General features: G+C 60.8%; 22 protein-coding genes. 12 read left to right on the top strand and 10 right to left on the bottom strand.

Annotated elements, in window-relative coordinates; genetic code table 11:
* Positions 1 to 8: 8 nt before the first annotated feature.
* From QF043_RS19310 to QF043_RS19300, 3 genes are all read left to right on the top strand, one after another.
* Positions 9 to 323 (top strand): hypothetical protein, encoded by a 315-nt coding sequence (locus QF043_RS19310; protein ID WP_307419826.1) that lies wholly within the window; start codon positions 9 to 11, stop codon positions 321 to 323.
* Positions 324 to 384: 61 nt separating this feature from the next.
* Positions 385 to 639, top strand: a complete 255-nt coding sequence (locus tag QF043_RS19305; protein WP_040268219.1) for a hypothetical protein — start codon at positions 385 to 387, stop codon at positions 637 to 639.
* A 20-nt stretch (positions 640 to 659) separates the two neighbouring features.
* On the top strand, positions 660 to 1,208 hold the full coding sequence (locus tag QF043_RS19300; RefSeq protein ID WP_307419825.1) for a hypothetical protein: 549 nt from the start codon (positions 660 to 662) through the stop codon (positions 1,206 to 1,208).
* A gap of 72 nt (positions 1,209 to 1,280) precedes the next feature.
* Here QF043_RS19300 and QF043_RS19295 read toward each other — a convergent pair whose 3' ends face one another.
* From QF043_RS19295 to QF043_RS19270, 6 genes are all read right to left on the bottom strand, one after another.
* Positions 1,281 to 3,020, bottom strand: a complete 1,740-nt coding sequence (locus QF043_RS19295) for a dipeptidase (protein ID WP_307419824.1) — start codon at positions 3,018 to 3,020, stop codon at positions 1,281 to 1,283.
* Positions 3,021 to 3,291: 271 nt separating this feature from the next.
* Complete coding sequence (locus tag QF043_RS19290) at positions 3,292 to 4,509, bottom strand: phospholipase D-like domain-containing protein (RefSeq protein WP_307419823.1); 1,218 nt, start codon at positions 4,507 to 4,509, stop codon at positions 3,292 to 3,294.
* A gap of 55 nt (positions 4,510 to 4,564) precedes the next feature.
* Positions 4,565 to 5,212, bottom strand: a complete 648-nt coding sequence (locus QF043_RS19285) for a MotA/TolQ/ExbB proton channel family protein (protein ID WP_069788768.1) — start codon at positions 5,210 to 5,212, stop codon at positions 4,565 to 4,567.
* Between the two features lie 25 nt (positions 5,213 to 5,237).
* The gene (locus tag QF043_RS19280) at positions 5,238 to 7,523 is read right to left on the bottom strand and encodes a TonB-dependent receptor (protein WP_307419822.1); all 2,286 of its coding nucleotides are present in this window, start codon (positions 7,521 to 7,523) and stop codon (positions 5,238 to 5,240) included.
* 23 nt (positions 7,524 to 7,546) lie between these two features.
* A complete protein-coding gene (locus QF043_RS19275) occupies positions 7,547 to 8,293 on the bottom strand; it encodes an energy transducer TonB (protein WP_307419821.1) in 747 nt (248 codons plus the stop codon).
* Between the two features lie 2 nt (positions 8,294 to 8,295).
* Entirely contained in the window at positions 8,296 to 8,703 is a 408-nt protein-coding gene (locus QF043_RS19270) for a biopolymer transporter ExbD (RefSeq protein ID WP_056859640.1), read from the bottom strand.
* Between the two features lie 190 nt (positions 8,704 to 8,893).
* On the opposite strand from QF043_RS19270, the gene QF043_RS19265 reads away from it, so the two are divergent.
* Both QF043_RS19265 and QF043_RS19260 read left to right on the top strand, forming a co-directional pair.
* Complete coding sequence (locus QF043_RS19265; RefSeq protein WP_307419820.1) at positions 8,894 to 9,448, top strand: GNAT family N-acetyltransferase; 555 nt, start codon at positions 8,894 to 8,896, stop codon at positions 9,446 to 9,448.
* Positions 9,445 to 11,019, top strand: coding sequence for an alkaline phosphatase (locus QF043_RS19260; protein ID WP_307419819.1), 1,575 nt, complete (start codon positions 9,445 to 9,447; stop codon positions 11,017 to 11,019). Before QF043_RS19265 ends, QF043_RS19260 begins: the two co-directional genes overlap by 4 nt.
* A 245-nt stretch (positions 11,020 to 11,264) precedes the next feature.
* On the opposite strand, the gene QF043_RS19255 is transcribed toward QF043_RS19260, so the two are convergent.
* Positions 11,265 to 11,891, bottom strand: a complete 627-nt coding sequence (locus QF043_RS19255) for an alanyl-tRNA editing protein (RefSeq protein WP_307419818.1) — start codon at positions 11,889 to 11,891, stop codon at positions 11,265 to 11,267.
* A gap of 89 nt (positions 11,892 to 11,980) precedes the next feature.
* Here QF043_RS19255 and QF043_RS19250 point away from each other — a divergent pair, with 89 nt between their 5' ends.
* Positions 11,981 to 12,913, top strand: a complete 933-nt coding sequence (locus tag QF043_RS19250) for a LysR family transcriptional regulator (RefSeq protein WP_307419817.1) — start codon at positions 11,981 to 11,983, stop codon at positions 12,911 to 12,913.
* Between the two features lie 158 nt (positions 12,914 to 13,071).
* Here QF043_RS19250 and QF043_RS19245 read toward each other — a convergent pair whose 3' ends face one another.
* Together QF043_RS19245 and QF043_RS19240 are read right to left on the bottom strand one after the other, a co-directional pair.
* Complete coding sequence (locus QF043_RS19245) at positions 13,072 to 13,479, bottom strand: PA2817 family protein (RefSeq protein WP_010567536.1); 408 nt, start codon at positions 13,477 to 13,479, stop codon at positions 13,072 to 13,074.
* 75 nt (positions 13,480 to 13,554) lie between these two features.
* Complete coding sequence (locus tag QF043_RS19240; protein ID WP_307419816.1) at positions 13,555 to 16,002, bottom strand: acyl-CoA dehydrogenase; 2,448 nt, start codon at positions 16,000 to 16,002, stop codon at positions 13,555 to 13,557.
* A gap of 178 nt (positions 16,003 to 16,180) precedes the next feature.
* Between QF043_RS19240 and QF043_RS19235 the strand changes: the two genes are divergently transcribed.
* From QF043_RS19235 to QF043_RS19220, 4 genes are all read left to right on the top strand, one after another.
* On the top strand, positions 16,181 to 16,852 hold the full coding sequence (locus QF043_RS19235) for a transglutaminase family protein (RefSeq protein ID WP_307419815.1): 672 nt from the start codon (positions 16,181 to 16,183) through the stop codon (positions 16,850 to 16,852).
* 56 nt (positions 16,853 to 16,908) lie between these two features.
* Positions 16,909 to 17,526: a glutathione S-transferase gene (locus QF043_RS19230; RefSeq protein WP_307419814.1), complete on the top strand. Its 618-nt coding sequence runs from the start codon at positions 16,909 to 16,911 to the stop codon at positions 17,524 to 17,526.
* Positions 17,527 to 17,660: 134 nt separating this feature from the next.
* Positions 17,661 to 18,593, top strand: coding sequence for an ABC transporter ATP-binding protein (locus QF043_RS19225; RefSeq protein WP_056859647.1), 933 nt, complete (start codon positions 17,661 to 17,663; stop codon positions 18,591 to 18,593).
* Positions 18,590 to 19,369 carry an ABC transporter permease gene (locus tag QF043_RS19220; protein ID WP_058420148.1) on the top strand — a complete coding sequence of 260 codons (780 nt, stop codon included), beginning with the start codon at positions 18,590 to 18,592 and terminating at the stop codon, positions 19,367 to 19,369. The genes QF043_RS19225 and QF043_RS19220 overlap by 4 nt, the downstream gene beginning before the upstream one ends.
* Before the next feature lie 133 nt (positions 19,370 to 19,502).
* Here the strand turns inward: QF043_RS19220 and QF043_RS19215 are convergent, their stop codons facing one another.
* Positions 19,503 to 20,042: a TetR/AcrR family transcriptional regulator gene (locus QF043_RS19215; protein WP_307419812.1), complete on the bottom strand. Its 540-nt coding sequence runs from the start codon at positions 20,040 to 20,042 to the stop codon at positions 19,503 to 19,505.
* Between the two features lie 91 nt (positions 20,043 to 20,133).
* Here QF043_RS19215 and QF043_RS19210 point away from each other — a divergent pair, with 91 nt between their 5' ends.
* On the top strand, positions 20,134 to 21,324 hold the full coding sequence (locus tag QF043_RS19210) for an MFS transporter (protein WP_307419811.1): 1,191 nt from the start codon (positions 20,134 to 20,136) through the stop codon (positions 21,322 to 21,324).
* A gap of 109 nt (positions 21,325 to 21,433) precedes the next feature.
* A complete protein-coding gene (locus tag QF043_RS19205) occupies positions 21,434 to 22,612 on the top strand; it encodes a TDT family transporter (protein WP_307419810.1) in 1,179 nt (392 codons plus the stop codon).
* The last annotated feature ends 14 nt before the right edge of the window (positions 22,613 to 22,626 follow it).

Here is a 22,626-nt window from a genome sequence, read left to right as displayed (position 1 = left end):
GATTGATCATGTGGCTTAAACCTGTGGCATTGGCGCTGCTGCTTGCTCCCTTCGTCACCGCCTGTTTCAGCGAGCCCTTTCAGCCCCCGGCGGCTGACGCGGACTTATGGGAGAAACCCGGCGCGAGCAGCAAGGATGTCTTGGCCGCCATGTTGGCTTGCGGTGAGAAGAATGGCTCCGGCATCGATCCCAATGCCAGCTTCCAGGAGCGGGCGCAGCGCTTTGTGTGTATGAAGCGCGCAGGCTACACCCGGCGTGATGGTTTTGACGTCTGTGCATTGCGCACCCAAGAACCGTTGAAAGCCTGTGAGTCGGCGCAATGAACCGGCTGAGCAACCGCCCCGTTTTGAAGGCCTTGGCATAAACACTGTAGGGATATCGCCTGTGAAATATGCAATCTGCGCCACCTTGCTGCTGTCACTGAGCGGCTGCCTGACCATGTCGGGTGAATACACCGTAACGGCTCACGACGCCTCCGGCGCCCAGATAACCAAGCTTGGCACTTTCACCGCCGAGGGCCATAACATCTACCCCATACGCAATGCGTTCTGCCTCAATGCGCCGGGGGCGACAGTCATCATTCGCGATGCCCGCACCGGCGAGGAACTGCGCAGCGAAAGCCCTTATCACTGCCGTTAAGCCTCAAAAAAAGGATTTCCATGAGAGCGTTTCTGATCGCAGGCCTGGCCCTGGCCGTGAGTGGCTGCGGCAATATTTCCAATATCCGTGCTTACAATACGGCCTATGTTGAACCCGCATCCGGGGATACCGCACGCTTGCGTGTGATCACCAATGGCATGGCGCGCGGCGTGCCGGGCCGTGACTGCATCGACTGGCGTGTGCCTGGCGCCGGGGTGATGGCCGTGTCCGAATCCGGCTTTGCGGGGCAGAATAATGGTCGCAGCCTGGGCATGCCCGAGGGCAACCGCCGGGTGGAGGCGCAAGGCTCCGCGCGTAGCGAACTGAAGGTGCCGGCGAACAAGCCGTTTGCCATGAACTTCCAGAGTGAGGGCTATGTTTCTGGCGGCAATTCCTATAGCTGCAGGCAAAGCTTTCACTTCACCCCCAAGGCCGGGCAAGATTACGAACTGATCCTGCTGGACGGTGGCCAGTGCCTGATTGCTTTACAGCGCCTTAACCCGACGGGGAAACCGGAGAATGTGGCGGTGCAGAAGGCCAAGCTGTGCAACGCGATGGATATGTTTTAGGCCGCAAGCAAGACCTGGTTAACCACAACGCCGATCACGATTGATCGGCGTTGTGGTTTATACCTTCGCCTGTCAGAGCTTCGGCAGTTGCCCCACACGGCCGATCATTTCCGTGACGATCTGCAGGTCCAGCAGGAACTGCTCGACGGTCTTGAACTCACCGTCGGTGTGCCCGGTGTATTTCACGCCCGGCTTCGCCAGGCCGAATTGCACGCCATTGGGCAGCTCATGCACGGAGGTCGCACCGGCTGAAGCGCCGAATGTGTGCTGCATGCCGAGGTTCTCGCTGGCCACGGCCAACAGCGCTTTGACCCACTCACCTTCCGGGTTGCGGTACATCGGCTCGGCTACCGAGTAGGTGACACTCATGGCCACCTGGGTGCGCTTGTCCCAGGCGCTGATTTTCTCTTCGATCTCTGCCTTGAGTTTTTCCGGCGACTTGCCCTTGGGAATACGCAGGTTCACCGCGAGCTTGAAGGCGTTGGCGTCTTGGCCGACAAAGGTCAGCGAAGTGGTCAGCGGCCCCATGAACGCATCGGAGAAGCCCACGCCCAGCTTGCCGCCCAGGTAATCCAGGCCCCAGTTGTCGGCGGCGTACTGCGCAGCGTCGGTGATGTGGTTGTGGCTGAGGGCGATCTTGCCGTCGACGCTGTGGATCAGCTCCAGCATGCGTGCGACCGGGTTGACGCCGGTTTCCGGCTTGGACGAGTGCGCGGATACACCGGTGACCGTCAGCTTGACCTCTGTGCCCACCACCTTGGCCGCCACTGTGAAGTCGCCACCGTGCTGCCTGGCATATTCATCGCCGGCGTGTTGCAGGCTGGCCGCCAGCTCGGCGGGTTTATCACTGACTAAAGTAGCCACTGACACGGAAGGAATCTGATTGGTGGCCGCGCCGCCGGTCATCGAGATGATTTCTGCGCCTTTGCCGTCACCTTTGCGCACCGGGAAGCTTGCCATGACGGTGCCGTAGCCTTTCTCGGCAATCACCACCGGGTAGCCGCCATCGAGCGCCAGGTTGTAGTGCGGCGTAGGGTTACGCTCGAAGTAGTACGGGATGGCGTCCCCGGACGTTTCCTCGGTGGTGTCCACCAGCAGCTTGAAGTTGCGCGCCAGTGGCAGTTTTTCTTCCTTGATGACCTTCATCGCATACATCGTCACCACGATGCCGTTCTTGTCATCCTCGGTGCCACGGCCGTACATGCGGTCGCCGATCAGGGTGACTTTGAACGGGTCAAGTTTAGTGCCGTCCTTGAGCACCCAGTTTTCCGGGGTCACCGGCACCACGTCGGCGTGGGCGTGAATGCCGACGACTTCATCGCCGCTGCCTTGCAGGGAGATTTCGTAGACGCGGTTGTCGACGTTACGGAAGTTCAGGTTGAAGGCTTTGGCCAGGCCCTGGATCTTATCGGCGATCTTGAGGAACTCCGGGTTCTTGTACTGCGGCAGGCCGTCGATGTTGAAGGTTGGGATCTCGACCAGCTCGCGCAGGGTTTCCAGGGCGGCCTTGCCGTACTTCACGCGGGTGTAAATCCCCAGCAAGCGATTGATTTCGTTCTGCTGGTCGGCGCTCAGGGTTTTGTTGGCGAGGAAGGCTGTGATGGCCGGGCCGACGTCGTCGGTTTTTGCTAGGTCGCTCTTGGCCAGGGTGGCGAGGAAACCACGGAAATCGGTGGCCGGGGTTTCGCCAAAGTGCTTGATGATGGCTGTGCTTTGTTCGACGCTGATATTAGCGGACGCAGGCGTGGCGACGGCCACGAAGCTGGCGGCGAACAGGGTGGCAGCCACCCGCTTCTTGAGTGGAAAGTGCATGGTTAGAAGCATTCCTTTGCAGGCAGTGAGTAAGAGGTTTCTGATCGATCTGTCAGAAACATTTCCACACACTACCATCACCAAGGCCGGGGTAGGGAGCCTCGGCGAGGGAAATATCCTACTCAAATATAAGGGTTGCCCAGTTTCAAATGTGGGAGCTGGCTTGCCTGCGATCGCGGTGGATCAGCAATGAAGTTGTCGACTGACAGTTCGCCATCGCAGGCAAGCCAGCTCCCACACACACACGGGATTACAGTGAGGTACCGGGCGCTCAAGGCTTGCCCGGATGCGGCTCCGGATACTGCGCCATCACGTCCACAGCCTTGGCATACGGCCCATCCCACAACTGCTCGTGCAACTGCCCGATGCGCTTGGCCATCGCCGCGTCATGCATCACCACCTCCAAATTGCGCGAGTTATCCAGGTACCCGCCCAGCCAATTGCTGGTGCCTACCCAGGCCACTTGCCCGTCGATCTCCATGGTCTTGCTGTGGATCACCCGCGCATAGGGAATAAACCCTTGTTTGGCTGCGGGCAGGGTGACGATCTTGACCTCGACGTTAGGCAGCACGGCGAGGCTTTTGAGGTAGGGCAGTTCCAGCGTGTCGGTGTTCCAGTTGGACACCATCAGCTTGACCGACACCCCCCGCGCAGCGGCGGTGCGCAGGGCGTTGTCGATCACTGCGTAGTAGGGGCGGGTTTTATCCGGCCCGTAGGACAGCGGTGCATAGTCGAGCAATTGCACGCGCACTTCTTTCTTGGCTTCGCTCAGCAGGCGCGGCAGTTCCAGTTGTGAGTCGCCCACGCCGGGCGGGTTGTAGCGTTGCGGGCTGGCCACCAGGTAGTTGCCGGTGCGCGCAGGCGCCTGGCCCGCAGCGGGCAGTGGCACCGGTTGCTTGTCCGCCAAGGCGGCCTGGGCTTGCCAGTCCTGGTTGAAGATCGCCTGCACCTGGCTGACTACGCGGGCATCGCTGATGCGCAGCCCGGTTTCATGGATATGCTCCAGCGAGCGCCAATCGAAATTCTGACTGCCGACAAACGCCTGCTTGCCATCCACCACCATGTATTTGGCGTGGATGATCCCGCCGCTCAACTGCCCATAGGCCAACACGCGAAAGCTCAGGTTGGGAATCGCGCGCAGGCGTTCCAGCGTAGACGCCTCCGATAAGCGAATGCCTTTTTCCTCCAGCAGAAAGCGAATCTTCACACCCCGTTTGCCGGCAGCTTCCAGATGCTCGATCACCTTGTCCATCACCGAACCGGGATGGTCGGCCGCGTAGAACTGGCCGATATCAATGCTGCTTTTGGCGCCATCAAACAACTCGATCCACACCGGCCCCGGCTGGCGCAGGTCTTCCGTGCCCAGCGTGGTGTCCACCGGCACGGTGTGTACCAGTTCAAACCCTGGAATTGAAAAGTCCGCCTGGGCAAGCGGACTCAACAGAAGGCCGGTCAGGCCTGCGATACGCAACTTCATCGAGAGGGACATAAGCGTCTCATCGGGCAAAAAGAAAGGCGGGCGCATCACGCGCCCGCCCTGAAGGTCATGCCGTGCGGGTGTGCAACGGCGTCGGCACCAGGTGCGGCACTTCACCCTGAACACGGGCGCCGGTCGCCGCGCGGATCAGCAGGATTTTCAGCTGGTCGTTGATGCGCTCCAGGCTGTCCTGGAAGAAGTTGTGGAACACCACGCAGAACAGCGCAATGGCGATACCCAGGCCGGTGGCGAACAACGCCGTGCCGATACCACCGGAGATCTGGCCTGGATCGGACACGCCGGCACTGGCCAGCGCCTTGAAGGTGTCGATGATGCCGAGGATGGTACCCAGCAGGCCCAGCAATGGCGCGGCGGTGGTGATGGTCTCGATGATCCACAGGCTGCGCGACAGCGGCGCACGGGTCTTGAGGTACTGGGTTTCGATTTCATCGTCCAGGTCCTTGCGCGAGCCGTTGGAGGCCTTCTGCGCCAGGATCGGCAGCACCATGTTCAGGGGCAGGCTGTCGCGGCGGGTGAGGCTTTGCGGCAGGTCGCGCTCGCTGTGTACGTTGGCGCCGAGCACGTCGGTCAGGGCGCGGGCCTGGCGGCGCACGTAGGCAAAATAGATGCCCCGTTCGATGGTGATGAAGATCGCGATCGCCATCGCGGCGTACATCACATAGAAGGTGATTTGGTGCAGCAGGTCCATGTCCATGAGTGTGTTCCTCTCAGGTGATTAATCAGAAATTCGCTTCCAGGGAAACCGTGACGGTACGGTCCAGGCCAACGATGTAAGCCGGGTCGCCATCGCGGAAACCGCTGTAGCTCGCCGCGTTGGTCTTGGTGGTGTACACGCCGTCCAGGTACTTCTTGTCAAACAGGTTGTCGACGTTCAGGCGCAGGGTGGCGTCCTTGACCACTTTCTTGTCCACGGGCAGGTAGATACCGGCGCCGAGGTTGAAAACGGTGCGCGCCGAAATGGCCTCGTCGTTGGTCAGGTCGCCGTAGAGCTTGCTGGTGAACTTGCCGCCGAAGGTGCCGTAGAAGCGCCCGTCGTCGTAGCCGATGTTGGCCGCCAGCATGTTGGTCGGCACGTTGGCGAACTGCTTGCCGCTGGTGGGCAATACGATCGGTTTGCCGGCGCTGAAGACGGTCAGGTCATCCTGCTGCTTGGAGCTGGTGTAGGTGTAGGAGGTGTAGTAGTTGAAGTTGTGCGGCAACTTGCCGCTCCACTCCAGTTCCAGGCCTTTGTTGATCACGGTGCCGGCGTTGATGTCGGCCGAATCGCCGTTGCTGTCCAGGGACGTGAGCTGGCGGTTCTTGAACTGCATGTAGAACAGGGTGGCGGCGAGGGTCATGTCTTCGCCGGTGTAGCGCCAGCCCAGTTCCTGGTTCCAGCTCAGTTCCGGCTTGGAATCCAGCGAGCCCACGCCTTTGTCGTACAGCACGTAGTTCTGCGGGATACGCATGTTGCGCGAGAGGCTGTAGAACAACTGGTCACGCTCGTCGAGCTGGTATTTCAGACCAGCGTTGGGCAGCAGCTTGTTGTAGGTCTGGTTGGCCTTGCCCGGTTGCTCGGTGAGGCTGCCGTGGTTGGTGCCTTCACGCTCGACATTCATGTAGGCAAGGCCGGCGATCAGGGTCCAGTCCGAGTTGATGTACCAGGTGTCCTGGGCCCAGACTTTTTGCGCCGGCGTCACGGTGTAGCGGTCGCGACCTTGTACGGTGTTGCCGTTGGCGTCGACCACGGAGTTGGCGTCCGGCCAGGTGTCGCTGGGCTTGCCGCTGTTTTTGAGGGCAATGAACGGTTGGGTCTGGCTTTGGCGGGCGCGTTCGTACCAGTAGCCGAATTGCAGGCTGTGGTCGCCCAGGTCCCAGTTGAGTTTGGTGGTGATGCCCGGGCGCCAGGTCTGGGTGCGCGAAGGGCGGTAGTAGACGCCCGTCGTCGCGGAGCCGTCGGCGTTGTATTGGGCCTGCGTCGGCAGGTTGCCGAGGTCGAATACGCCGCCTTTGTTGGAGCCGCTGTTGAGCGCATAGGCGGAGGAGCCCACGCCACTGCCGTTGCCGTAGTAGTAATACGGGATCACCGAGAGCGACAGGTTATCGCTCAGCTTGTACTGGGTGTTGAGCACGGCGGTGAAGGTCTGGAACGGGTTCTGTGCCAGGTCGTAGTAGCTGCTGATCTTGCCGTTGGAGCCCAGCGCCGGCTTGGCCGGGTACGGGTCATACTTGCGGCCGAACTGCTGGAACTGCGCCTTGGTCAGCTGGCTGTAACTGTTGTTGTCCTGCTCGTGGTACTTGAGGATCAGGTTGGCGGTGTTGCCGTTGCCGGCGTCGAAAAAGCTGTTCCACTCCACCTTGTCCGCACGCACCGCGCCCGAGCCGCGCCACATCTGGCCTTCGGTGTGGGAGGCCGACAGCCAGTTGGAGAGGCCGTTGACTTCACCGGTGTTCAGGCGCGCGAAGGTCTTGCGGGTGGCGTTGCTGCCCACCACTTGTTTGACGAACGCACCGGTTTCCTTGGTCGGTCGAATCGTCACGATACCGATGTTGCCGCCGCTGGAACCAATGTGCGGGCCGTCGGCTTCCGACGAACCCTGGGTGACGAAGATCTGGTCGATGTTTTCCGGATCGCCCAACAAGTTGGAATACAGTGCGTAGTTGCCGGAGTCATTGATCGGCATGCCATCCACCGACATACCGACCTGGTCGGAATTCATGCCGCGCATGGTGAAGCGAAAGCCCGACAGACCGGTGTTGTCCTCACTGGAAATGTTCAGGCCCGGCGTGTACTTGAGCTTGTCGATGGCGTTGCCGGTGGCGGTTTGCTTGTCCAGCGCCTCCTTGGTGATGGTCGAGCGGCCCTTGGCGCTTTCTTCCTGGACCATGTAACCGCCCCCCGCGGTCGCTTTGCCTCCCTGAACTCCGATCGTGCCGACGTCACTGTCGCTGGTAGCTGCCATGACCACTGCGTGGGTCATGCTCGTCGCGGCAACAAGTGCCAGATGAATACGTGTGAACCTCATCACTGTCGTCCTGGTGTCGGTGCTTATTGCACGCTGTAGTTGAAGGTGGCGGTGAAGCGTTGTTCGTTACGTCCACCGAAGGCTTGTTCGGGGAACGGCTTGACCTGCTTGATGCGGCGCAGGCTATTGGTAGCGGCCCGATTGAGCAGCATGCTCGGCGCCGGGGTCTGGATCCCGGCATCAAGGACGCGGCCTTGTCGATCCACCATCAACCACACCACCACCTCGCCACTGGGGCGTTCGAGGGACGCTTGGCGCCCGGTGGGGTATTGCTTGTACGTGTCCAGCTCGTTGCGCAGCCCCTTGAGGTAACCGCCTTCCAGTGCCTGGCCATCCACTTTGGGCGGTGCCGGTGGCGCGGGCGGCGCAGGTGTCGGCGCGACGGCGGCCTGTACCGGTTTGGCCGCGACGGGTGCGACTGGCGCTGGCGCTGGAGTCGGAATCGGAGTCGGTTTGGCAGCCACCACGGGCCGGGGTTTGGGCACCGGCTTGGGCTTGGGTTCAGGTTTTGGCAAGGGCTTGGGCGGTGGTGGCGGCGGCGCGGGTTCGGCCTCTTCGTCCTCGATCACCGGCGGTGGCGGCGCTTGCTCGACCACAGGCTCGGGAACCACTTCAGGCTCCGGCTCGACCAGGGCCAGCTCGACCGCCGACTCGTCGTACTGCGGCTGGATTTTCAACGGTTGGGACTGGATACCCAGTGCAATCAGCACCAGGGCGATCAGGGCCGGGACACTGCCCAGCAGCTGACGCGCACGAAACAGTACATACATGATCAAGACTTACGCGTGGCAATGGACACGGAGGTAAAGCCACCCAGGCGCAGGGTGTCCATGACTTCCACCAGGCGCGAAACCTCCACACCTTTGTCGCTGTTGACGATGATGGTCGACTTGGTATCAGGCTTTTCTGCGGCCTTCAGCGTCGGCACCAGCGCGTCGACCGTGAGGTCCTTGCCGTCGAGTTGCAGTTGGCCTTGCAGGCCCAGGGTCAGAATGAATTTATTCTGCGGTTTGAGTTGTTGCGAGCTGCTGGCGCTGGGCAATTGAGTCTTCATGCCGAGTGCCGGAATCACGTTCAAACTCACCAGTACGAAAAACACCAGGAGGAACATCATCACGTCGATCATGGGGATCAACTCGATGTGTGCCTTGCGTTTCTTGGGTTCATCCCAGGTTCTCATTCTGTTACCCCGTCGTTGAATTAGGGGCGACACGCTAACAACCAAAAATGACCGAATGGTTAACTTTAATTGACGTTTTAAAGGCTCTAGGACGCGTCTTTCAGAGTTTTTACCTGGCACTTTGATGACGTAATGCAATTGACACGAAGGCAGTACACTCTGGAAGAATTTACTTGAAGAGCTGCCGCGTATGCCCACTGCACTGCCTCAATTGTCGACCCCGCGACTTCTATTGCGCGCACTGGAAATGGACCAGGCCGAGGTGCTGTTCATGCTCGCCAACGGGCCGAAGATTGCTGACAACACAGCCAACATTCCGTCGCCCTATACCTTGGAAACTGCGCAGGATTTTATCGCCGCGGCCGCCGACAAATATCGGGCGGGCGAGTTGTTGAACCTGGGAATGCATGTGCGTGAAACCGGTGAGTTGGTTGGCATCGTCAGCCTGCGTCTTAACGCTCGTCATCACGCGGGGCATTTGGGCGGCTGGGTCGCGGCGCATGCGCGTAACCTGGGGTATGCCGCTGAGGCGGCGAGCGCGATGATGGGTTTTGGCTTCACCGAGCTTGGGCTGCAGCGGGTAGGCAGCCAATGCTTTGGCCGCAACAAGGAATCGGCGCGGGTCATGGAGAAAATCGGCCTGCGTTATGAAGGCTGCCTGCGTCAGGCGTTTCTCAAAAATGGCGTGTACGAAGACCTGTTGGGCTTTGCCACCGTGCGTGAGGACTGGGAGCGCGCGTTGTGAGTGACGCAGTGGACCACGGCAGGCGGCGAGTCCTTACCGGGCTGGCGGTCGCTACCGCGTTTTCAATTCTCAGCCCGTTTGCGCGCAGTGCCGGGGTGGATTACCCGTTCACCCTCGGCGTGGCCTCGGGCGACCCGCTGCCGGATGGTTTTGTGATCTGGACGCGCCTGGCGCCGTTGTTCAATGCAGCCGATGGCAGCGGTGGGCTGAAGCGCGCGGTGCCGGTGCGCTGGCGGGTGGCCAGTGATGCGGCGATGACGCGCATCGTGAAGCAGGGCGAAGTCTTGGCGACCGAGCGATTCGCCCATTCGGTGCATATTGAAGTGGCCGGGCTTGCGGCGGGCCGGCCGTATTGGTACCAGTTCGAAGGCCTCGGCGCGCAGAGCCCGGTGGGCCAGGCACGTACCACGCCACCTTGGCAGGCGATGGCTTCGGCTCGGCTGGGGTTTGTTTCCTGCTCGCATTGGGAGCGCGGTTACTTCAGCGCCTATCGCCATTTAGCCGCAGAGCAACCCGACTTGGTGTTTTTTCTCGGGGACTACATCTACGACAGCTCTTACGCCGCCGATTCGGGGAAGGTCGTTCGGCCCCACGGCAGCGGCAACGCGGTGAGCTTGAGCGACTACCGCAACCGCTACGCGCTGTACAAAACCGATCCGGATCTGCAAGCCCTGCACGCCGCAGCGCCCAGCGTGGCAACCTGGGATGACCACGAAGTGCAGAATGACTACGCCAACCGCTGGTCCCAGGACCCGAAGACTCCCGTGGCGCAATTTCTCCAGCAGCGGGCAGCGGCGTACCAGGCGTTTTACGAGCACATGCCGCTGCGCGCCAGCAGCGTGCCTAAAGGCCCGGACATGCGTATTTACCGACGCCTGGACTACGGCCGACTGGCGCGTTTTCATGTGTTGGACGGGCGCCAGTATCGCTCCGAGCAACCCTGCATCCAGGCCAACGGCAGCCATCAGGGGCATATCGCTGCCAACACTTGCAGCGACCTGCGCGACCTCGGTCGCACCATGCTCGGCTGGCAGCAGGAGGCCTGGCTGGACCAGGGCTTTGCCCAGTCGCAGGCGCAGTGGAATGTGATCGCCCAGGACTTGCTGGTGGCGCCCTTGATCCAGCGCGACCTGACCAGCCACAAGGTAGGCCATTGGACTGATGGTTGGGACGGCTACATGGCCAACCGTTCACGCATGCTGGCGTCCATCGAGCGTCACAAGGTCAGCAACCCGGTGTTCTGGGGCGGTGATATCCACTCGTTCTGGACCACCGACCTGCATGCCGATGCCAACAACCCGGATTCGCCAGTGATCGCCACTGAGTTTGTCGGCAGTTCGGTGACCTCTGATGGCCCGCCCTTTGAGGCGTTCAGCAAGATCCTGCCGCTTAATCTGCATGTGAAGTTTTTCGACAGCCGCCAGCGTGGGTATGTGTCGGTAGAGCTTGCGGCTCAGAAGATGTTGACGAACTTTCGGGTGATAACTGACCCGCGCGATCCCAACGCCACGGTCTCGACCCTCAAGTCGTTTGTGGTGGAGCCAGGGCGGGCGGGGGCGATTGCGGTTTAGCGTATTTGTCGGTTGTAGATACTCAATGTGGCGAGCGGGCTTGCCCCGCGTTGGGCTGCGAAGCGGCCCCAAAACCAGGCGCTTATGTTTGTCTGAAAAAACGCGGTGACTGTATTAGGGCCGCTTCGCAGCCCAACGCGGGCAAGCCCGCTCGCCACAACAGGCCCGCTCGCCACAACAAGCCCGTTCGCCACAACAGCCTGCTCATCACAACAAGCCCGGTGGCCACAAAAGGCGCGTGTCTGTCAGTTGATTTCGTAACGCACCGACAGCGCGCCTTTTTTCTCCGACAAGGCCAAGATGGTCACCTGGCCCAGTTCGCTCAACGCTTGCACATGGGTGCCGCCGCAGGCGTAGGCGGGCAGTTCGCCGAAACCCACTTCGCGGGCACCGTCTTCCAGGGTCATATGGCGCGGGTAGTCGGCGGCGATCCATTGGTTGACCTGTTGCTGGATCGTCTCGGCGTCGATGGCCTGGGCCATTTCGCCACGGATAAAGGTGATTTTGCACTCGCCCGGCCAGTGGTGGGCCTTGATCGGCATCCAACCGAAGCTTTCTCCCGCATTGCCGATCAGGTGCCCGGCCGAATGCAGGCGAGTGTGCAGGGCACGGCGTTGTTCGTCGACCCGTGCGCTGATCGGGCCGGGCTGCACAGGCTGGTCCACGTAATGCACCACACGGTCAGCCTCTTGGGTTACGCGCAGCACCTGGCTGTCGCCCAGCCAACCGGTATCAAAGGGTTGCCCGCCGCCTTGGGGATGAAAAATCGTCGATTGCAGGGTGACCGCGAACAGGCCTTCGTGGGGTGTGCAGCTCAGCACTTCAAGCTCGGCGGTCAAGTGGTCGTGGGTGAAAAACAGGCGCTCGGTCATCATTTACATCCGCATCAGGGTTCTGCGGGCAGTATAAATAGTGCGCAGATGGGTGATAATCCGTTCAATTATCAATGGACCTGTGCGTCATGAGCATCAATCTTCCTTTGCCACTGCTGGGTGAAATGGCGATTTTCGTCAAAGTCGTGGAGACCGGCAGTTTCTCCGAAGCGGCGCGACAGCTGAGCGTTTCGCCCTCGGCGGTGAGCCGCAGTATCTCGCGCCTCGAACAGGCGCTGGCCACTCGCTTGCTGCAACGCACCACGCGTAAATTGCGCTTGAGCGAGGGCGGCGAAGAAGTGTTCAAGCGTTGCCAGGAGATGGTCAACGCGGCGCGTTCGGTGATGGAAATCAGCGGCCAGTTCACCCATGAAGCCGAAGGCCTGGTGCGGGTCAGCGTGCCCAAGGCGGTGGGCCGGTTTGTGGTGCACCCGCATATGCCGGAGTTCTTGCGGCGCTACCCCAAGGTGGATGTGCAGTTGATCCTGGAAGATCGGCATGTGGACCTGATCGACGACAATGTCGACCTCAGCATCCGCATCACCGACAGCCCGCCGCCGGGCTTGGTCGGCCGCCAACTGTTGCCCATCGAGCACTTGCTGTGTGCCACGCCGCAGTACCTGGCCGCGCAGGGTACGCCTGAACATCCCCATGATTTGCTGGAACACAGCTGCATCTACCTGGGGGAAACGCCGGGGGATTCACGCTGGAAGTTTCGTCAGGGCGCCAAGGCGGTGACCGTGGGCGTGCGCGGGCGCTACGCCGCGAACCACACTGGCGTGCGCCTGGATGCGGTGTTGCAGCATGTGGGGATCGGCAGCTTGCCGTACTTCACGGCGCGCCACGCCTTGGAGGCGGGGAACCTGGTGCAGGTATTGCCCGAGTGGGATTTTATTGCGTCCTACCATGGCGAGGCGTGGTTGCTGCATTCGCCCACGCGGTATCTGCCACCGAAGTTGCGGGTATTTATTGATTATCTGGTGGAGTGTATGGCGAAGGAGCCGACATTGCGCCGAAGGTAGGAGTGCGGTCCAACTGTGGGAGCTGGCTTGTGTGGGAGCTGGCTTGCCTGCGATGCAGGCGACTAGGTCTATCAGTTAAACCGAGGCGATACAATCGCAGGCAAGCCAGCTCCCACACAAGCCAGCCCACACATTTAGATCTCGGCGTTCTGAAAAAATCAGTGCTTGCTCTGATCCTGCGGCATGGCCAGCAGTTGTTTTTCCTGGTTCCAGTCGAACGGCTCATCGTTCTGTTCGGCTTCAAAGCGACGTTCTTCCAGGGCCTGGTACAGGTCCAGTTCTTCATCGGGCATAAAGTGCAGGCAATCACCGCCGAAGAACCACAGCAGGTCGCGGGGCACCAGATGGGCGATTTGCGGGTAGCGCAGGATGACCTGGCTCATCAGGTCCTGGCCCAGGTACTGGCTTTCGATCGGGTCGATGGGCAGCAGGGCGCGCAATTCGTCGAAGCGCTCCAGGAACAGGGTATGGCTTTCCTCGGGCACCTGTTCGGCTTCGCCGACGGCAACCAGGATGCTGCGCAAATGGTCGAGCAAGACGAGATGATCGGCAACGACGTTGGACACGAGATAAGTCCTCTAAAGCAAAAACGGGCGCGAGAGTATATAGCTCACGCGCCCGTTTTTATATGACTGCTCGTCTCAGCGGACTTTACCCTCAGCCTGGGTCAGCTCTTCCTTGCTGAAATCATCCACATCGATCACCTTGCGGCGCGCGGCTTCGGCATCGCGCAGGGTCTGCGCCTCGGCCGGTTGCAATACGCCCGCGTGCAGCGCGGCGTCGATGGCATGCTCGCCGGCGGCCGGTTTGACTTGGCCGCTTTTGAGCGCGGTGTGGAGTTTTTTCTGCAAGGGGTGGCTGGCACCCAGCAGGTCGTAGGCGTGTTGCAGGGCGCCCACCGGGTCTTCTGCCGATTGCGGGCGATAGCAACCCGCCAGCAATTCTTCCAGGGTCGGGTCGCCTTTGGCGCGGCCAATCACCGCAGCCACTTCGGCGTCCAAAGCATCGGACGGCCCGGTGTGACGACGGCCGAACGGGAACACGATCACCCGCAGCAGGCAACCAAGCACCTTGTTCGGGAAGTTGCTCAGCAGTTCATCCAGGGCCCGTTCCGATTCACCGAGGCTTTCTTCCATGGCCCAGGCGAACAGCGGCTCCAGGTGATCCGGCGAGTCCAGGTCGTGATAACGCTTGAGCGCTGCCGAGGCCAGGTACATATGGCTCAGCACATCACCCAGGCGCGCCGACAGGCGTTCGCGGCGTTTCAGCTCGCCGCCCAACAGCATCATGCTCAAGTCGGCGAGCAGGGCGAAGGCGGCGGCCTGACGGTTCAGTGCGCGGAAGTAACCCTGGCTCAAGCGGTTACCCGGGGCTTTCTCGAAGTGACCGATGCCGAGGTTCAGCACCAAGGTGCTGGCGGCGTTGCTCACGGCGAAGCCGATGTGTTGCATCAGCAGGCCATCAAATTCCTTGAGCGCCTGGTCATGGTCTTCACGGCCGGCCAGGGCCATCTCCTTGAGCACAAACGGGTGGCAGCGGATCGCGCCCTGGCCGAAGATCATCAGGTTGCGCGAGAGGATGTTCGCGCCTTCTACCGTGATGAAGATCGGCGCGCCTTGCCAATTACGGCCCAGGTAGTTGTTGGGGCCCATGATGATGCCCTTGCCGCCATGCACATCCATGGCATGGCTGATGCACTCGCGACCGCGCTCGGTGAGGTGGTACTTGAGGATCGCCGACAACACCGAGGGTTTTTCGCCCAGGTCGACGGCATTGGCGGTGAGCATGCGTGCGCTGTCCATCAGCCAGGCGTTGCCGCCGATGCGCGCCAGGGCTTCCTGGATACCTTCGAAGGCCGACAGTGGCACATTGAATTGCTCACGCACTTGAGCGTATTGGCCGGTCACCAAACTGGTGAACTTGGCCGCACCGGTGCCGACCGCAGGCAGCGAGATCGAACGGCCGACCGACAGGCAGTTCATCAGCATCATCCAGCCCTTGCCGAGCATTTCCTGGCCACCGATAAGGAATTCCAGGGGGATGAACACGTCCTTGCCGGAGTTGGGGCCGTTCATGAACGCGGCGCCCAACGGCAAGTGACGACGGCCGATTTCTACGCCTGGGGTGTCGGTGGGGATCAGCGCCAGGCTGATGCCCAGGTCTTCTTCCTCACCCAGCAAGTGGTCCGGGTCATGGGCCTTGAACGCCAGGCCGAGGAGGGTCGCGACCGGGCCGAGGGTGATATAGCGTTTTTCCCAGTTCAGGCGCAGGCCAAGGGTTTCCTTGCCTTCCCATTCACCTTTGCAGATCACGCCGGTGTCGGGCATGGCGCCGGCGTCGGAGCCGGCCAGCGGGCCGGTGAGGGCGAAGCAGGGGATGTCGTCGCCACGGGCCAGGCGCGGCAGGTAGTGGTTGCGTTGTTCGTCGGTGCCGTAATGCAGCAGCAACTCGGCCGGGCCGAGGGAGTTAGGCACCATCACCGTGGACGCGAGGTCGCCGCTGCGGGTGGCGAGTTTCATCGCGACCTGGGAGTGGGCATAGGCCGAGAAGCCCTTGCCGCCATATTCCTTGGGGATGATCAGGGCGAAGAAACCGTGGGTCTTGATGTGCTCCCAGGCGGCGGGCGGCAGGTCCATGGCCTGGCCGATTTCCCAGTCGCTGACCATCGCGCAGAGTTCTTCGGTAGGGCCGTCGATGAATGCTTGTTCTTCTTCGGTCAGTTGCGCCTTGGGGTAGGCCAGCAGTTTGTCCCAGTCGGGGCGACCGCTGAACAGTTCGCCGTCCCACCACACGGTGCCGGCGTCGATGGCGTCGCGCTCGGTCTCGGACATCGGTGGCAGGACTTTCTGGAACCAGCTGAACAGCGGCTTGGTGAAGTATTGGCGGCGCAGGTCGGGCAGCAACAGGGGCACGGCCACGGCGGCGATCAGCACCCAGAAGATGACCAGCAGCCAACCCGGTGCATGGCTCCAGGCCCCCATCGCCAGCAGGTAGACGGCAACCACGCCCAGCGCGGGCAGGGGCGCGGTGCGGCGGTGTGCCAGGTAGGCAATGCCGACCACCAGAACCAGTATCCACAACAACAGCATATTCAATCCTCCGTGAAACCAAGGGCGAAACCACCATGGAGCTTAGTCGGCATCCGAAAAAGCGCGGTGGCGAGGGTGTAACGAGTTGTGCTGGCGCACGCCGACATTTGGCCGAATCGTCGTTATCTCCACGGCAGACCTGTCGTTAGACTCAAGGCTTCCCTTGGAGATAAAGCTCATGGATACGTACCTGAGTCCCAGCCGCTTCATCGATAGTGACCACCCTGCGGTGGTGGAGTTCGCCGAAAAACATCGCGGAACCCGCCCGGATTTAAGTGACCAGGCGGTCAGTCTCTACTACGCCGTGCGTGAGGCGATTCGCTACAACCCGTACACCTTCAGCCGTGACCCGAACACCCTCAGTGCCAGCTTCGCCCTGGCCACCGGCGAGAGCTATTGTGTGCCCAAGGCCACCTTATTGGCCGCCTGCGCCCGCCATTGCGGGATCCCGGCGCGCATTGGCCTGGCGGATGTGCGCAATCATTTGTCGACACCGCGCCTGCTCGCGCTGCTCAAAAGTGATGTGTTCGCCATGCACGGCTATACCGAGTTGTACCTGCACGGCCGCTGGGTCAAGGCCACGCCGGCGTTCAACAGCCAACTGTGCGAGTTGTTCGACGTGCCGCCGCTGGCGTTCGACGGGGTCAACGACAGCGTGTTCCACGCCTTCAACCGCCAGGGCCGGCGCTCGATGGAGTATGTGCTGGACCACGGCCAGTTCAGCGATGTGCCCGAGGCGTTTTTCTTCGCGCATATTCAGCAGTGTTACCCGCACCTGTTTGCCGACGACATGCCGATCTCGCTGAAGGACATGCACAGCGATATGCAGAGCGATTTAAGCCGCGGGTGAACCGGCGTATGCTGCTGCGTTCATCAAGCCATGTTCATCAACGATAAGGCGCGGTCATGCTGAAAATCTGGGGTCGTAAAAATTCATCAAACGTCAGGAAGGCACTGTGGTGCGCCGAGGAACTCGGCCTGGACTATGAGGCAATTGATGCGGGCGGAGCTTTTGGTGTGGTCGACACGCCGCAATACCGGGCCTTGAACCCCAATGGCCGGGTGCCGATGATCGAGGACGGCGACTTTGTGTTGTGGGAATCCAACACCATCGTGCGTTATCTGTGCGCCAAGAACGCGTCGGAATTTTACCCGAATGACCTGCAAGCCCGGGCCAGCGCCGAGAAGTGGATGGACTGGACCACGTCCACGCTCGCCGATCCGTTCAAGGCGGTGTTCTGGGGCATCCTGCGTACCCCGGCAGAAAAACAGAACTGGGACAGCATCAATGCCGGGCGCCAAGCCTGCATCGATGCGCTTGAAACCGTCGACCAGGCCCTCGCCAAGCAACCCTACCTGTCCGGCGAGCATTTCGGCATGGGCGATATCCCCTTGGGCTGTTTTGCCTACGCCTGGTTCGAGATGCCCATCGAACGCCCTGCAATGCCCCATCTAGAGGCCTGGTACCAGCGCCTCAAGGACCGCCCGGCCTACCGCAAGGCCGTGATGACCGCGTTGACTTAATACTGACTATTAATACAGGTGACTGTACTTGTGCGGCGCGGGCAAGCACCATGCTTGTCATGCGCCGCCGTTGAACTACGTGCGCTGCGCGCTTATCTACTCTTTCTATTCCCTTCTCTGGTGCGTAATCCGATATGAGTTCCGCTCTGTCCATCCGGCAGCTAACCAAAACCTACGGCAACGGTTTCCAGGCCCTGAGTGGTATCGATCTGGACGTTGCCGAAGGTGACTTCTTCGCCTTGCTCGGCCCCAACGGTGCCGGCAAATCCACCACCATCGGCATCCTCTCCACCCTGGTCAACAAAACCAGCGGCTCGGTGAATATCTTTGGCCATGACCTGGACAAATCCCCGGCGGCGCTCAAGCGCTCCATCGGCGTGGTGCCCCAGGAATTCAACTTCAACCAGTTTGAAAAAACCTTCGACATTGTCGTGACCCAGGCCGGTTACTACGGCATCCCGGCGAAAATCGCCAAGGAACGCGCCGAGCAGTACCTGACTCAGTTGGGCCTGTGGGACAAGCGTGACGTGCCGTCGCGTTCGTTGTCGGGCGGCATGAAGCGCCGCCTGATGATCGCCCGCGCGCTGGTGCATGAACCGCGTCTGCTGATCCTCGATGAGCCAACCGCCGGTGTGGACATCGAGCTGCGCCGTTCGATGTGGACCTTCCTCACCGAGCTGAACGAGAAGGGCATCACCATCATCCTCACCACCCATTACCTGGAAGAGGCTGAGCAGCTGTGCCGCAACATCGGCATCATCGACCACGGCACCATTGTCGAGAACACCAGCATGCGCAACCTGCTGGGCCAGTTGCATGTGGAGACCTTCCTGCTGGACCTGAAAAACAACCTGTCGGTGGCGCCGCAACTGCTCGGCTACCCAAGCCGTCTGGTCGATGGCCACACCCTGGAAGTGCAGGTGGACAAGGCCATGGGCATCACCGCGTTGTTCACCCAGTTGGCGGCCCAGAGCATCGAAGTGCTGAGCCTGCGTAACAAAACCAATCGCCTTGAGGAGTTGTTCGTGTCCCTGGTGGAGAAAAATCTGGCGAAGGTGGCGGTATGAGTTCCGAACTGCAACCTAACCTCGTCGCGCTGCAGACCATCGTTTACCGCGAAGTGAAGCGCTTTACCCGGATCTGGCCGCAGACCCTGCTGCCGCCGGCGATCACCATGGTCTTGTACTTCGTGATCTTTGGTAACCTGATCGGCCGCCAGATTGGCGACATGGGTGGCTTCACCTACATGGAGTACATCGTGCCGGGCCTGATCATGATGTCGGTGATCACCAACTCCTACGGCAACGTGGTCTCGAGCTTTTTCGGCAGCAAGTTCCAGCGCTCGATCGAAGAACTGATGGTCTCGCCGGTGTCGCCGCACACCATCCTGATCGGCTACACCCTGGGCGGCGTGCTGCGCGGCTTGATGGTGGGGGTGATCGTGACCTTGCTGTCGCTGTTCTTCACCCACCTGCAGGTGCATCACCTGGGGGTCACCATTCTGGTGGTGGTACTGACAGCGACGATCTTCTCGCTGCTGGGGTTCATCAACGCCGTGTTTGCACGCAACTTCGATGATATTTCGATCATCCCGACGTTTGTGCTGACGCCACTGACTTACCTGGGCGGGGTGTTCTACTCCATCACCTTGCTGCCGCCGTTCTGGCAGACCGTGTCGCTGGCCAACCCGGTGTTGCACATGGTCAACGCCTTCCGCTACGGCATCCTGGGCGTGTCGGATATCAAGATCAGTGTGGCGATCACCTTTATGCTGGTGGCGACCGTGGTGCTGTATGTCGGCTGTGCGCGGTTGCTGGTGAGTGGGCGCGGGATGCGTACCTAAGCAGCAGTCATATGCGTTCAAAATGTGGGAGCGGGCTTGCTCGCGAATGCGATATGCCAGTCGACTGATTTGTTGACTGACACACCGCTTTCGCGAGCAAGCCCGCTCCCACATTTGGTTTTGTGTAAGGCCTTTATTTTTTCAGCGCCAGTTCTAACAAGGTATGCAGCTCTTGCACCGTCAGCGGTTCGGTCGAGAACAAAATGCGAAACACCGTCGGCGCCGCCAGCAGGTTGATCAAATGGTCCACGCTCGGCGGCGTACTCTGTGGGTAACGATCGATAATTGTCTGAAACTGCCCACTCAGAATGCTCACGCAATAACCCGGCGTGATCATGCTCTGCAGGTCACGCATCATGTTGCGCCCTGGCTCCGAACTCATTTCATCCAGGTATTGCTCGGCCCAGGCCAGCAGATCACCGCGCAGGCTGCCGGTATTCGCCGGCTCGCTGTCGGGGCGCATGCGGGCCAGGGCCACATCGGCCAACAGCACCGATAAGTCGCCCCAGCGCCGGTAGATGGTCGAGGGCGTGACACCCGCGCGCGTCGCAATCATCGGCACGGTGACGCTGGAGCGCTCATGCACTTCGAGCAGTTCACGCACCGCCGAATGCACTGATTCCTGGACCCGGGCACTACGGCCTCCCGGGCGAAGGCCTTCTTTTATCGCCATGCGTAAAACCTTAACACAAAGAATTTGCTTTAAGCGCTCGCCAGTAGCACACTGAACAAAAGCAAAGTATTAGCTTTAGCGGAGTGTGCCCATGTCTCGCGTTATTTCTCAACGGTCCAGCCTGGCGTTCCTGGTCATCACGGTGTTGACCTTCCTCGCCGCGTCCAGCGCGCCGACGCCGCTGTATCAGGTGTATCAGGAAAACCTGCATTTCTCCGCGACCATGCTCACGGTGATTTTCGGCGTGTACGCCGTCAGCCTGCTGGCAGCGTTGCTGACCGTGGGTTCACTGTCGGATCACCTGGGGCGCAAGCCGGTGATTTTCGTCGCATTGCTGCTCAATATTGTGGCGATGCTGCTGTTTATCAACGCCGACAGCACCGCGCACCTGATTGCCGCCCGCGCGCTGCAAGGTTTCGCCACCGGCATGGCCACGGCGGTGCTGAGTGCGACGTTGCTCGACACTGACCGCGTGCGCGGCCCGATGCTCAATAGCCTGGCGCCGCTGTTGGGCATGGCCAGTGGCGGGCTGGGCAGTGGTCTATTGGTGGAGTTCGCGCCGCGTCCTACCCAATTGATCTACTTCACGCTGTTGGGGTTGATGGTGTTGCAGGCTGTGTATGTGTGGCGCCTGGCGGAAACCGTCAGCCGTATTCCGGGTGCCTTGAAATCGCTGGCGCCGACCCTGCATGTGCCGCAGCAAGCGCGCCGCGCCCTCTGGTTGGTGATGCCGCTGAATGTGGCGGTGTGGGCGCTGGGCGGGTTCTTCTCATCCCTGGCGCCGTCGCTGGTCAAGGCTGCCACCGGTTCCACGTCGCACCTGATCGGCGGCGGCCTGGTAGCCGTCGTGACCTTGAGTGGCGCGGTGATGATCTACAGCGTGCGCGAGCGCCCGGCCGATAAAATCATGCGGCTGTCGGCAGGGTTGTTGGCCGTGGGCGTCGCGTTGCTGCTGGTGGCCGTCCATATGGGTATGTTGTGGCTGTTCTTTGTCGCCAGTGTGATTGCAGGTTTTGGTTTTGGCGGCGGCTTCATGGGCAGTGTGCGCAGTATCGTCGGGCTGGCGTTGCCCCACGAACGGGCCGGTTTGATGTCGGCGTTCTATGTCTTGAGCTACCTGGCGTTCTGCTTGCCGGCGCTGTTGGCGGGTTACCTGTGTCAGGTTTACGGCCTTATCGTCACCACTGAAGGCTATGGTGCTGCGCTGATGGTGCTGGCGCTGAGTGCCTTGGTCGGTTTGGTTGTGCAGGACTCGGTGCGGGCCAAGGCGGCGATAGAGTGATGCGGTATATTGGTAAAGTAGATAACAGATAGAGATATTACCCGTTATATAGATATTCGATCAGGTTCTATGATGGCTTCAACCTCATGCGAGGAAGAGGATTACCATCATGACCTGCTCGACGACTCCCAGTTGCAAGCCCTCAAGCTGTAAAACTCCCAGCTACAAACCCTTGAGCCACCTGACCCGCCCACGGGAAGTGATTCGCCAGTTCACCCCCAATTGGTTTGCCGCCACCATGGGCACTGGCGTGCTGGCCCTGGCCCTGGCGCAACTGCCATTCAGCCTGCCAGGTTTGCACGTCATTGCCGAAGGGTTGTGGTTGTTCACCATTGGCCTGTTTGTGCTGTTCAGCCTGCTGTACGCGGCACGCTGGGTGATGTTTTTCCACGAAGCACGACGCATCTTCGGGCATTCCACCGTCTCGATGTTTTTCGGCACCATTCCCATGGGCCTGGCCACCATTCTCAACGGCTTGCTGCTGTTCGGGCTGCCGCGCTGGGGCAGTGAGGTGATCCCGCTGGCAGAAGCCTTATGGTGGCTGGACGTGGCGATGGCCCTGGCCTGCGGTGTGTTGATCCCGTTCATGATGTTCACCCGCCAGGAACACAGCATCGACCAGATGACCGCCGTCTGGCTGTTGCCGGTGGTTGCCGCCGAAGTCGCCGCCGCCAGCGGTGGCTTGCTGGCGCCGCACCTGGCCGACGCCCATGGGCAACTGGTGATGCTGGTGACCAGCTACGTGCTGTGGGCGTTTTCCCTGCCGGTGGCATTCAGCATCCTGACCATCCTGATGTTGCGCATGGCCCTGCATAAACTGCCGCCTGCCAACATGGCCGCGTCGAGCTGGCTGGCCCTTGGCCCCATCGGTACCGGTGCGCTGGGCATGTTGCTGTTGGGCGGTGACGCACCGGCGATCTTCGCCGCCAATGGGTTGCCGGAAGTGGGCGAAATGGCCAATGGCCTGGGCGTGGTGGCCGGCATCACCCTGTGGGGCTTCGGTTTGTGGTGGATGCTGATCGCGGTGCTGATCACCCTGCGTTACCTGCGCGCCGGCATTCCGTTCAACCTCGGCTGGTGGGGGTTTACCTTCCCGCTGGGGGTTTACGCGTTGGCCACGCTGAAGCTGGCGAGCCTGCTGCACCTGAGTTTTTTCAGCATCTTTGGCAGCGTGCTGGTGCTGGCATTGGCGCTGATGTGGCTGATCGTGGCCAAGCGCACGGTGCAGGGCGCCTATAAAGGTGAGCTTTTTGTTTCGCCATGCATTGCAGGACTAGGGAATAAGTAAGCGCGATTAGGTAA

Source organism: Pseudomonas sp. W3I7 (assembly GCF_030816095.1).
Taxonomy (GTDB): Bacteria; Pseudomonadota; Gammaproteobacteria; order Pseudomonadales; family Pseudomonadaceae; genus Aquipseudomonas; species Aquipseudomonas salomonii.
The sequence above is the reverse complement of the archived record's forward strand: the minus strand, read 5'-3'. Positions and strand labels throughout refer to the sequence as shown.